This is a genomic window from Neisseria iguanae, from assembly GCF_003013245.1.
In the GTDB taxonomy this organism is placed as follows: Bacteria; Pseudomonadota; Gammaproteobacteria; order Burkholderiales; family Neisseriaceae; genus Neisseria; species Neisseria iguanae.
Genome location: NZ_PXYY01000089.1, coordinates 1 through 10,476, shown reverse-complemented (window position 1 = coordinate 10,476; position 10,476 = coordinate 1). Strand labels below are relative to the sequence as shown.

Sequence of the window (10,476 nt, the reverse complement as noted above, 5' to 3'; positions counted from 1 at the left end):
AATAGCCGGTTCAGAAATACCATGACACCGAACCCGCGGCCGAAGGATGGTATTGGCGGCAGTCTTTTCCGATTGAATGGGCTTTGAAAGGGCCTGTTTGGTTTTACGGCGGATGGTTTTCCCGTTGTGGTATTGGATCGTAACAAACGCTATATTTTTCTTTTTAGCCGGACTTCTTCAGTGATAAAGATTAGAATGCCGAACTGATGCGGCAGGGCATGGCAAAATCTTTTATAATTGATATTATTTTTCGGACAGCATCCAATTTATGAGCAAAGAATTACTCGGGCTGATTTTTTTACCCACCGGCATCATTTTCATGTGTATGGCTGCTTTGTTTCAGATGTATGTGATGATGACCGAAACCTATACGCTCAACCGCTATAGAGATAAAGCCTTGATGTGGCGTGTGGCGGTATTGTTTATCACCTTTAGTTTGACGGTGTATTGGCTGTGTCCGAGTGCGCGTAAAAAAGGCATTGTGTTTTTGATACTGGGTGCAGGTGGTGCGTTGATGTATGGTTTGGCGCATGTTTGGTTGCCGTTTAACCGTTGATTGCTAAAGGCCATCTGAAAAGTCATTTTCATCGACATTTCAGATGATCTTTTGTAGCGTAAAATCACTAAAAACAGATGCGGCTTTGGCCGGCTTCAGCTCAAAGATAACGATTTTGCCAGCCGTTGACGCGGCAACAGAATCGCAGGCCGCTTTCCGTGACTTCAATTTGAACATGAACGACAGAATAGCGGATTTGATAGGCTTTAAGAAATATTTAAAAAGGGGCTGACATAGATTAGCCCCAAACATCACACCATTCCCGCAGCATTTCAAGCTGCCCGGACGGTGTGCCGAAGTCAAAGCGGAACCTGCATTCTTTCAAGGACAGCGGGAAAGATTACAGGATTTAAACATGAAAGTTCTCATTTTCGGTGCTGGCGGTATGCTGGGACAAGGTGTGTTAAGAGAATGTTTGCTGGCAGATGATGTCAGCGAAATTGTCGCCATCGGACGTAGCCCTGTCAGCCAATCTTTTGTGCCAAACAGCACCAAATTTTCGCAGCGGCAGTTTGCCGACTTGATGCAGGCGGATTTGTCGGAATTTGCCGATTTTGACGCCTGCTTTTACACCATCGGTATGACCAGCAGCGGACACAGCGAAGCTGAATATCGTGCCACCATGCAGGATTTGCCGCTTACGATTGCCGGCAAATTGCAGGAGAATAATTCCAAACTGACGTTTGTGTTCGTATCAGGCGCCGGCAGCGATGCGGCGGGCGGAAAAATATGGGCAAAAGTGCTGGGCGAAACTGAAAATTTCCTGCAAAACATAAGGTTTTCAGCTGTTTTCGCCTTCCGGCTAGCCATCGTTCAACCGCTGCACGGCATTCAATCCAAAACCAAGCATTACCGCCGGTTTTACAAGCTTGCCGCCCCCCTACTGCCACTGGCACGTAAACTGTTTCCCGAAAAAATCGTCAGTACCGAAATCGTCGGCAAAGCGATGCTAAACTGCGTGCGGTTCGGGTATACACAGTCAGTATTGGAAAGCCGAGACATTGCCCGCTTGGCAGGGCAGGCGTAAGCATGTCGCAAAAAATCATCTTGCCGCCGCTGGCCTTCCGCCGCTTTGCCGATTTGGGGCTGAACAATGCCGCCTTGCTGACCGCTGCAGGTATCGCCGCAAACCATAACGACAAAATCAGCTTGGACAGCGAACAATATTTCGCCTTATTCAATGCCATTGCCCGGCAAAGCAGCGACCCTTTAATCGGATTGAAACTGGGGCAGGTCGGAGAGGTTTCCATGTTGGACAACGCCACCTTTGCCGCCGTGCATTCCGCCAATACCACCAAAGCGCTGGACAGACTGGCGATGTATAAAAAGCTGGTTTGCCCCGAATTGATTTCCTGGCAATGGCAACAGGACGGATTAGCCGTATCGCTGGCGTGGGCAGGCAGCGAAACCGTTCCCGATATTTTGATTGACGCCTTTTTTGCCAATTTGGTGAGCCTGCTCTGTATCGGCTTGGGCGAAACAGTGCGCCCTCTGGTCGTGCAACTATGCCGCAGTCATATACCGGCAGGCTATACCGACTATTTTGCTTGCGAAATCCACACCAATGCCCCGGGTAACCAAATCCTGTTTTCAAACAGCCTGAAAGAACGCCCGTTTATCACCCACAACCCGGACTTGCTCGACCTGATACTGCCCACACTGGAACGCCGCCTGCCTGCTAAAGCCTTACCGACGCTTTCTGAACAAGTCAAACAAATGCTGTATGAAATGATGAACGGCTGCTGTCCCACCATAGACACCGTCGCGGGCCGTCTCAACATCAGCCGCCGCACTTTGCAGCGCAAACTCGCAGACAACGGTCAAAGCTACCAAGCCCTGCTGGATGAAGTCCGTCAAGACCTCGCCTGCCAAATGCTTGACCAAACCGATCTGCAAAACGGAGAAATCGCCTTTTATCTCGGCTTTAGCGAAGCCAATTCGTTCCACCGATTTTTTGTGCAAAAAACAGGAAAAACACCGGTAGAGTGGCGTAGCAAGCGTTAAAAAACACCGTCTGAAAGCGCACTTTGGCTTTCAGACGGCATAAATATTTGCTTTTGCAGGTTGGATTAAGTCTTGTGAAACCCAAAATTTACAGAACAATTTACATTGTTGGGTTTCGTGCCAAAGCCCAAATCCACAAAACCAATCATAAAGATGCAATTTATTACACCAACTCATTTCACGCTTGGGCCACTGTAAAACGTGTAAACAAATGAGCTTTATTTTCCACATCATCGGCAATCGCACCGCCAAATCCGCCACGCCGATATCGGCAGGTACATCGCTCAAAGCCTTTGTCCATGTCGTCCAAGCAGGCAGTTTTTCCGCTGCCGGTCAAAAAAGCGGCGTGCTGATTACCACCATCGGCCGCAAAACCAAAGAGTTAGAACAGCAACTGGGCGTGCAATTGCTGGGGCGTTTCACTCAAGGGGTGAGCCTGACCGTGCAGGGGCAATAGCTTTTTAAACAAGTAAATATCAGTTTGGAAACTGTGGAAAATGCCGCTCACCAGTTGGCAAGCAATGAGCAAAAACTAAAAGGCAGATTACGGCTGGTCTATGCCACAAGCGTTTGAGCTGTTTTAGGATTTATTGCATGATTTTCGGCCTACTGGACATTTGGGATGATTTTCCATCCCAAATCCTACTCCCGGCTACTAAAATATCTTCTGACAAATATAATCTCACCCCCTCTTCCCAAGCCCGGAGGGCATCAGGTTTTCGTCTTTAATTCAGTGAATTTCCCCTCTATAGCTGTTTTACTAAATAACGGGCACAGAAATCTCCAAATGCCCTCACTCCCGCCTGCGCGGGAATAACGGATTTCAGGTTTCAGACGGCATGGGAAAAACTTGTACTCATTTTTAAGTCAAACGGCAATAGCCGGTTCAGAAATACCATGACACCGAACCCGCGGCCGAAGGATGGTATTGGCGGCAGTCTTTTCCGATTGAATGGGCTTTGAAAGGGCCTGTTTGGTTTTACGGCGGATGGTTTTCCCGTTGCGGTGGTGGCGCTGCGCCGGTTGCGGACAGGTCTGCCTGCCGTGGGTGTATCCGTATGCGGGCAGCCCGGGGGATGCGGGTTTTGGGGTGGGGAGATACGTGTTACACAGGGGGCATTTATATCTTTGCCTGCCGTTTTTACGGCGGTTCTTCACCGGGCTGTTTTGATGGCAAAAAGGGCACTTTTTATAAACATTGGCAAAAAACCGCCAAAAGGCCTGTATGATAAGGTTTCCGGCGGTTTTTATCATCCTTAATGTCTAATAGGCCTCCGATAACAATAAACACAAACTATGCTCAAGAAAACATTAACCTTTTTTCCGATTTCTGCGCCACTGTATGCCGAGGATTTGCCGGTATTGCCTGTTTCCGTGCCGGAGCCTTTATTTTTTGAAAACGAAACCGCGACGCCTGCGCTACAGTTATCGAAAGAAACGCAGAGGCCATCTGAAACGGCGGGGCAGGTGAAGACGCTGACGGAGGCGCAGCTGCGTGAAAATCCCGAATTGCTGGTACCGCTGATTAATCAGGCGCTGGTGGTCAAACGCTGGGATTTGTTCGCGCTTTACCGCACTACCGATGCACCCGACCAAACGCTGATTGTTTATGCCGAGGGCACGTTGTTGCGCGGGCTCGGGGAAGTCGGTGAAGCAGTGGCGCGTTACCGTGAGATTGTCGCCACCGACCAGAATCTGCCTTATGTGAAGCTGGATTTGGGGCTGATGCTGGCGGAAGACAAGCAATACCGCGAGGAGGAGCGGATGTTGGCCGAAGTGGAAGCAGCGGAGGTCACGCCTGCGACCAAGCGGCTGTCGGCGGCATACCGCGCGGCGGCGGTGAAGGCGCAGGCATGGCAGCTGGATTTTTCGCTGCAATACGAGCGCCCAGATAATGTGAACAATGCTTCCGACGAGCGCATCGCCGAGTGGCAGAGGGCAGCGTTGGACGAAAAGCGCCGACAGCCTGCCACAGCGTGCCGCAGGTTTCCGTTACCGCGCGGGTGTGCAGCATGATGTGAATGTCGGCAGCAATCATTTTGTGCACTGTAATCTGCGCGGCGACGGTGTGCATTATTGGGACAACCACGATTACAGCGAACAGGGCCTGCGCACGGCGGCGGGGTATAAAAAACAGAATGCGCGCCAATCGTGGAGGGTGATTCCGTTTGTCGAACAAAACTGGCTCGGTGGCTTGCGTTACAGCGTTTGTACGGCGCGAATCTGGAATACAGCCGCGTGTTGTCACTGCGCTGGCAGTTGATGTTGAACGCCTCACAGACGGAAAAACGTTATCAGGAAGAGGCAGTTGCCCGACGTTATGGCGGTTTTGCCCATCTGCTGTCGGCCACAGCACTTTACCGCACCGCCGGTTCGTAGCTGCTGTTCGGCAGCGGGGATCAGCAATGGGACAACACCCGCGAAAAAGCCGATGCCTCCGCCCGTAGCGGCCTCCGCATCGGCATGGTAAAAGTGTTTGACAACGGCCTCGGCACGCGTCTGAACCTATGTTATGCCAACTGCCGCTTCGATGCGCCGGAAACGCTGGTGTACGGCTATACCCGCAAAGACCACGAATATCAGGCACAGGCAGCAGTGTGGCACCGCAAACTCAGTTGGAAAGGCTTCACCCCGCGCCTGAACTTCTACTATCTGAATATCGACAGCAATATGCCGGGCTTTTATTCGCGCAAAAGTGCGCAATGGTTTGTGAGCGTGGAGAAACAATGGCAGGTCGGATTCTTGAATCCAGTACTTTTCATATAGCGGAATGATGTGCTGGCAGCGGCGCAGATGCCCTGGTGCGGCGGCGAGCCGGATTTGATCCTGAGCGGCCATCCGCTGCCGGCTTCGACGGGCGGGCAAGGGCACGATTTTTCCAATGCACTGGCCGGAGTGCCGGTGATGGAAAAACGCAGCTATTTTAGCGGTCCAGTTCAGACGGGCTCTTTGCTGCAGCGCCTGCAGTTAAGATATCCAGACGCTGGCTTTGTGGATCAGCAATGGGGCAACACCCGCGAAAAAGCCGAACTTGACGGCGGCAACAACCGCGCTGTACGACGGCTTGATACACATCTGTTCCGTTCCACAGCCCTTCGCGCGAATTGCAGGTATTGAGAGACCAGCTGCTTGCCATTTTGGCCGAACACCGCGATTGGCAGTTACACGACATTGCCGTACTCACGCCGAATATCAAGCCTTACAGCCCGCATATCGACGCCGTGTTCGGGCAAGCTAAGGCATACCGATTGCTTATCCTGAACTCACTTTAAGGGGCTGAAGCAGATTGGCAGTCATGTCAGACGGCAAAAATAAAGATAACCAATTATAAATTAACAAAGAATGTCCAAAGAAAACTCCTCCGGTTTTTCGTACCGGAAGCCACCGCCCGTGCAGCCGCTGATATTTATTGGGCTATGTTGTCCTACCGCAAAACCCGCCAAGCGGCTGCCTGTCATTTGGCGCAGGAAGCCGGCGGGGTTTTCAGAGGCCCTACCGGGCCGGACGGGGGTTATTTCGGCGGTCGGCGTAAGGGTAAACGCGGCCGTGTGGCAGCAGGGAAAGCGGCTGTATCCGGCACCTTAAAGCGGCAGGGAAAGGTTGGTACCGCCGTTGCGGGGGATAACGGGAAGGATGCCTTATTTCCGGTTATCAAACAGCAAACAACACCTGACGGCATTGTTTATGCCGGTAGTGACAGGGGCTGTGGCGTGCTTGATGCAGTGCAGGTTCGCGCATCAGCGCATCTATTGTCTTTCAAATACGGTAAATAATGCCGGCTTTTCTTATATCTCAGCCTAAAAATTTGTTTCGGCAAATCAAAAAAAGCAGAACCATATTCTGCTCTTTTTGATTTTTTCATGTATTTTACAAATCAAAAACAAATACTTCGGAATTGCGGCCGCTTTCGATTAAATCCTGACGTCGTTCGGGCGGCAAATCCTGTGCCGAGGCCGTCTGGAAACCGCGTTCGATAAACCATTCGCCGGTGTGGGTGGATAGGGCAAACAGTTTTTTCATGTCTGCTTTGCGCGCTTTGTTGAATAAATATGCCAGTAAAAGCTCGCCGTAACCACTGTCTTGCGCATCGGGCGATACAGCCAGACAGGCCAGCTCGCCCAAGTTTGGATCGGCAAAGGTTTTTAGGGCAACGCAGCCGTAGATGTGTTGGTCGTGTTCCAAAACGGAAAAGGAATGGATTTGGTCTTCAAGGTATTCTCGGCTGCGGCGTAACAAAATACCTTGTTCTTCCAACGGACGGATAAGCGCCATGATGTTGGGGATATCGTGGTTGTGCGCGGCACGGATGTTGACGAAAGAATCGCGGGCGACCGATGTGCCGGCGCCGTGGCGGGTGAAGAGCTCGCGAATCAGGCTGCCGTCGTCGCGGCCGCTGAGAATTTGCGTGCGTGATACGCCGTTTTCTACAGCATTGACAGCCGATTGAATCAGGCGTTGCTGCGGTGGTGGCGGCTGTTGCATCATCAGTTGCCGCGCTTCTTGGGCGGAAAGGTTGGTTAACAGCAGGCCGTCTGAATTTAAAATGCCTTCTTCCTCAATCAGGTAAATCAGTTTTTCCGCTTTGAGTGCGATAGCGGCGGTTTCGGCAATGTCGCTCATGCTGAGGTTGAAGGTCTTACCGCTTAAAGAATGTCCGATCGGGCTGATGAGCACTAATGCGCCGCTGTCGAGCCGGTTGACAATGGATTCGGTGTCAATTTTGCGCACCAAGCCGGTGTGGCCCATGTCGATGCCGTTGATGATGCCTAATGGTCGGGCGGAAAGGAAATTGCCGCAGGCCACGCTTAAGGGTTTGTTGCGTTGCGGCGGTTGTGAAATACTGCTGCACAAGGCGGCTTCAATGTCACTGCGCAATACGCCGTTTGCCTGTTTGGCCAGTTGCAGCGTGGCCTCGTCGGTGATGCGGCGCTCGTGATGGTAAGCCGGTGTGCGGTCTTGGGCAGAGAGGGCGGTGGTGATTTGCAGGCGCGAACCATGTACCAACACCAAACGCACGCCCAAACTGGCGAGCAGGTTTAAATCGGCGGCCAAGCGTTTGAGCGGTTCGCCTTCCAACAGGCTGCCGGCAACGCCGATCACCAGCGTTTTGCCGCGCAGGTAGTTGATGTAGGGTGCGGCTTCGCGAAAATCGCCGACAAAACCAACAGATGTATTCATATGGGAATCAAGTCAATAAAATCAGATAGAACAGTTGCATGATTAACACGGTCAGTGCGATGAGCGATGCCAGTGTCCAGTTGAAGCTGTCTGTTTTTTTGTCTGTTGCTGCGTTGCCGGCTTTGGGTGTGGGCATCATACCATCAAGCAAATCGGCGATTTCATTGCGCGAAAGCTGCTTGTGTTGGCGGACCAGTGTGCCGATGTTGTGCACCAAACGCACATCGGTTACGGCATTGGGCAGTGCTTCGGGCTGGAACTGTTCTTTCAGGTCGGCCGGATGCTCTTTGGCTTTAAACAGCCCTTCGCATTTTTGGCAAACCACAAAACCTTGTGCCACATTCAGTTGGGCGTCTTTCACCCAAAGATTGGTGCGGCAGTGGGGGCAGGTACATGCTGGCATGGGTAAACTCGTTTCGTAATGTATTCGTAATGTATTTGTTATACAGAACAAGCCGTTTGAAAAAACATGCTTTCAGACGGCCTTATCCGTCATCAGACTACGCCGTAACGTTCGCGGTAAGCCTTTACCGGCTCGAAAAAGCCGCCAAATTCGCTGTTATTTTGCAGGAGCGCGAACAAGTTGTTCAGGTTCGCAATCGACACCACCGGCAAACCGTATTGCTGCTCCACTTCCTGCGCGGCCGACAATTCGCCTGCGCCTTTTTCCATGCGGTCGAGTGCGATGGCCACGGCGGCAGGGGTCGCGCCTTCTGCTTCAATCAGGTTGACCGACTCGCGCACCGATGTGCCGGCGGAAATCACGTCATCAATAATCAGCACGCGGCCTTTGAGTGGCGCTCCTACTAACACACCGCCTTCACCATGGTCTTTCGCTTCCTTGCGGTTGTAGGCAAACGGCACATTTACGCCTTTTTCGGCCAACATCATTGCCGTGGCCGCCGCTAAAATAATGCCTTTGTAGGCCGGGCCGAACAGCATATCGAATGCCACCTTGCTGGTCATAATCGCTTCGGCGTAAAATTTCGCCAGTTGCAGGGTAGATGCCCCGTCGTTAAACAGGCCGGCATTGAAAAAATACGGCGACTGGCGACCGGCTTTGGTGGTGAATTCGCCGAATTTCAAAACATTTTGAGACAAGGCGAATTTCAAGAAATCTTGGCGGAAATCAGACATGACACAGGCTTTCAAAAGGCGTTGATTTAAAATGGAGATTATAAAGGATAGCGGGGAAAAGCCAAAGGCCGTCTGAAAAAATATTGCATTCGGAGGGCCATTTTTAATAATCGGCACTCAGCCGCCGCAAATTTGTTGTGGGGCTTGTGACATCAGGAGTGCTTATGTTAACTAACAGGTTGCGATAAATCACGTCTTGCAAATAAAGAAGTATTGGTTATTGGCGCAAGCGTCTCGGGGTTGGCAGCCGCGACAACGCTGCAACAGGCAGGAGCAGAGATGACGGTATTGGAGGCCCGCGAATGGGTCGGCGGACGCATACATTTTGTGGCGTGGCATGGATTTGGGCGTATCATGGATACACGGTATTGACGGCAACCCGATTTGGCACATCAGGCGCGCGTACGCACCGTAGAAACTATTGGCGAAACAGAACGTAGTGCTTGCAGGTTACGCCACATTAACAGATGGTTTGAAAACGTAAGACAGCAGAATTTGGGATGTTTTAGGTGATGTAGATGAAGGCGATTATGATACATCTATTTTAGAGTTTGTCGCTAACAAATCTTGTAAGCGCTAACGGACGCCATCAATTACGCATACAAATGACGAATTTATTCGACTTAAATTACGAATTACGGCGCAGATGTGGACGAAGTAGCGGTAAGTTGGGCGCAGCTTGATGGTTTTGATGGCGCGGATGTTATTTTTCCTGATGGTTACGCTGCTGTTTTTGCGCCACTGGCCGCACAATTGGACATCAGACTGAACACCATTAACTCACGTCAACAGGTGTCAGCGTTGTTACTAATCAAGATTTGCTACAAACCGATTACATGGTGGTGATACTGCCGCAGACTGTTTTGGCATCACTTTAACAGAGTGGCAAATGAACATTTGGCTGCTGCCGACCACATACCGCTTGGCACGTTGGGCAAAACGGCTTTATTGTTTGACAAACCTTTTTAGGAACAAGACAAGGATTGGCATAATTTTATTGTGCATGATCCATTATGCAGGGTAAGTTGGTTTCGTCCACGACACAATAACGATAATATTTTGCTTGGCTTTAATGGGGGCAAATTGTCAAAGATTATGAAGCGGCAAATCCTGCCGGTGTACAAGCCGATGCCATGTGTATGTTGTGTGAAATCTACAGCAGCCAAATCCCTGACCTCAAAGCCATTATGACTATATCATGGTCGCAAGTCCTGTTGGCGATAGGCTCGTATTCTTATATGGTCGTGGGTGCAAAGCTTTTTGACCGCGCAATATTGCACAGTCCGTTAGAAGAACATATTTATAGTAAAAGAAAAGGGGCTGAAGCAGATTATCAGTCATGTCAGACGGCAAAAATAAAGATAACCATTGCAAATTCACAAAGATGCCCAAAGAAAACTTCTCCGGTTTTTCGTACCGGAAGCCACAGCCCGTGCAGCCGCTGATATTTTGGGTATCCAACCCGGTTGGGCTGTGTTGTCCTACCGCAAAACCCGCCAAGCGGCTGCCTGTCATTTGGCGCAGGAAGCCGGCAGGGTTTTCAGAGGCCCCACCAGGCCGGACGAAGGTTGTTTTGCCGGTCGGCGTAAGGGTAAACGCGG

At 51.0% G+C, this 10,476-nt stretch carries 12 protein-coding genes and 5 pseudogenes; 12 read left to right on the top strand and 5 right to left on the bottom strand.

Features of this window, described 5'->3' with window-relative positions:
- The first annotated feature begins 268 nt into the window (after window positions 1–268).
- Window positions 269–556 carry a hypothetical protein gene (locus tag C7N83_RS11335; RefSeq protein ID WP_106742751.1) on the top strand — a complete coding sequence of 96 codons (288 nt, stop codon included), beginning with the start codon at window positions 269–271 and terminating at the stop codon, window positions 554–556.
- 238 nt (window positions 557–794) lie between these two features.
- Here the strand turns inward: C7N83_RS11335 and C7N83_RS11325 are convergent.
- A pseudogene (locus C7N83_RS11325) lies at window positions 795–896 on the bottom strand (IS1595 family transposase); the annotation flags it as partial.
- A gap of 15 nt (window positions 897–911) precedes the next feature.
- Here C7N83_RS11325 and C7N83_RS11320 point away from each other — a divergent pair.
- On the top strand, window positions 912–1,583 hold the full coding sequence (locus tag C7N83_RS11320) for a Rossmann-fold NAD(P)-binding domain-containing protein (RefSeq protein WP_106742748.1): 672 nt from the start codon (window positions 912–914) through the stop codon (window positions 1,581–1,583).
- Window positions 1,584–1,585: 2 nt separating this feature from the next.
- Window positions 1,586–2,560: an AraC family transcriptional regulator gene (locus tag C7N83_RS11315; RefSeq protein ID WP_106742746.1), complete on the top strand. Its 975-nt coding sequence runs from the start codon at window positions 1,586–1,588 to the stop codon at window positions 2,558–2,560.
- Between the two features lie 178 nt (window positions 2,561–2,738).
- Here the strand turns inward: C7N83_RS11315 and C7N83_RS16775 are convergent.
- Window positions 2,739–2,842 (bottom strand): annotated as a pseudogene (locus C7N83_RS16775) (NAD(P)-dependent oxidoreductase); the annotation flags it as partial.
- Between C7N83_RS16775 and C7N83_RS11310 the strand changes: the two are divergent.
- From C7N83_RS11310 to C7N83_RS11290, 6 genes and pseudogenes are all read left to right on the top strand, one after another.
- A complete protein-coding gene (locus C7N83_RS11310) occupies window positions 2,826–3,017 on the top strand; it encodes a LysR family transcriptional regulator (RefSeq protein WP_146135148.1) in 192 nt (63 codons plus the stop codon). The pseudogene C7N83_RS16775 and the gene C7N83_RS11310 overlap by 17 nt on opposite strands.
- Window positions 3,018–3,856: 839 nt before the next feature.
- Complete coding sequence (locus C7N83_RS11305; protein ID WP_106742743.1) at window positions 3,857–4,576, top strand: hypothetical protein; 720 nt, start codon at window positions 3,857–3,859, stop codon at window positions 4,574–4,576.
- Entirely contained in the window at window positions 4,566–4,823 is a 258-nt protein-coding gene (locus C7N83_RS16245) for a surface lipoprotein assembly modifier (RefSeq protein ID WP_245911213.1), read from the top strand. The genes C7N83_RS11305 and C7N83_RS16245 overlap by 11 nt, the downstream gene beginning before the upstream one ends.
- 116 nt (window positions 4,824–4,939) lie before the next feature.
- Entirely contained in the window at window positions 4,940–5,326 is a 387-nt protein-coding gene (locus C7N83_RS16240; protein ID WP_342747608.1) for a surface lipoprotein assembly modifier, read from the top strand.
- Between the two features lie 292 nt (window positions 5,327–5,618).
- Window positions 5,619–5,799 (top strand): annotated as a pseudogene (locus tag C7N83_RS16235) (hypothetical protein); the annotation flags it as partial.
- A gap of 177 nt (window positions 5,800–5,976) precedes the next feature.
- Window positions 5,977–6,333 (top strand): hypothetical protein, encoded by a 357-nt coding sequence (locus C7N83_RS11290; protein WP_106742742.1) that lies wholly within the window; start codon window positions 5,977–5,979, stop codon window positions 6,331–6,333.
- Window positions 6,334–6,427: 94 nt separating this feature from the next.
- On the opposite strand, the gene argA is transcribed toward C7N83_RS11290, so the two are convergent.
- The 3 genes from argA to pyrE all read right to left on the bottom strand — a co-directional run bounded on the left by argA (window position 6,428) and on the right by pyrE (window position 8,875).
- A complete protein-coding gene (argA, locus tag C7N83_RS11285) occupies window positions 6,428–7,738 on the bottom strand; it encodes an amino-acid N-acetyltransferase (protein ID WP_106742740.1) in 1,311 nt (436 codons plus the stop codon).
- 7 nt (window positions 7,739–7,745) lie between these two features.
- Window positions 7,746–8,141, bottom strand: a complete 396-nt coding sequence (locus tag C7N83_RS11280; protein WP_106742738.1) for an MJ0042-type zinc finger domain-containing protein — start codon at window positions 8,139–8,141, stop codon at window positions 7,746–7,748.
- 92 nt (window positions 8,142–8,233) lie between these two features.
- Entirely contained in the window at window positions 8,234–8,875 is a 642-nt protein-coding gene (gene pyrE, locus C7N83_RS11275) for an orotate phosphoribosyltransferase (RefSeq protein WP_106742737.1), read from the bottom strand.
- A gap of 192 nt (window positions 8,876–9,067) precedes the next feature.
- Between pyrE and C7N83_RS17090 the strand changes: the two are divergent.
- The 3 genes and pseudogenes from C7N83_RS17090 to C7N83_RS11260 form a co-directional block, all read left to right on the top strand.
- A pseudogene (locus tag C7N83_RS17090) lies at window positions 9,068–9,181 on the top strand (NAD(P)-binding protein); the annotation flags it as partial.
- A 342-nt stretch (window positions 9,182–9,523) separates the two neighbouring features.
- Window positions 9,524–9,721 carry a hypothetical protein gene (locus tag C7N83_RS11265; protein ID WP_106742733.1) on the top strand — a complete coding sequence of 66 codons (198 nt, stop codon included), beginning with the start codon at window positions 9,524–9,526 and terminating at the stop codon, window positions 9,719–9,721.
- 522 nt (window positions 9,722–10,243) lie between these two features.
- Window positions 10,244–10,476, top strand: a pseudogene (locus C7N83_RS11260) (IS1595 family transposase); the annotation flags it as partial.

Coding starts and splice junctions, on each gene's coding strand:
- C7N83_RS11290 (WP_106742742.1), top strand. CDS start 5,977: ATGTTGTCCTACCGCAAAACCCGCCAAGCGGCTGCCTGTCATTTGGCG.
- pyrE (WP_106742737.1), bottom strand. CDS start 8,875: ATGTCTGATTTCCGCCAAGATTTCTTGAAATTCGCCTTGTCTCAAAAT.
- C7N83_RS11280 (WP_106742738.1), bottom strand. CDS start 8,141: ATGCCAGCATGTACCTGCCCCCACTGCCGCACCAATCTTTGGGTGAAA.
- C7N83_RS11320 (WP_106742748.1), top strand. CDS start 912: ATGAAAGTTCTCATTTTCGGTGCTGGCGGTATGCTGGGACAAGGTGTG.
- C7N83_RS11315 (WP_106742746.1), top strand. CDS start 1,586: ATGTCGCAAAAAATCATCTTGCCGCCGCTGGCCTTCCGCCGCTTTGCC.
- argA (WP_106742740.1), bottom strand. CDS start 7,738: ATGAATACATCTGTTGGTTTTGTCGGCGATTTTCGCGAAGCCGCACCC.
- C7N83_RS11335 (WP_106742751.1), top strand. CDS start 269: ATGAGCAAAGAATTACTCGGGCTGATTTTTTTACCCACCGGCATCATT.
- C7N83_RS11305 (WP_106742743.1), top strand. CDS start 3,857: ATGCTCAAGAAAACATTAACCTTTTTTCCGATTTCTGCGCCACTGTAT.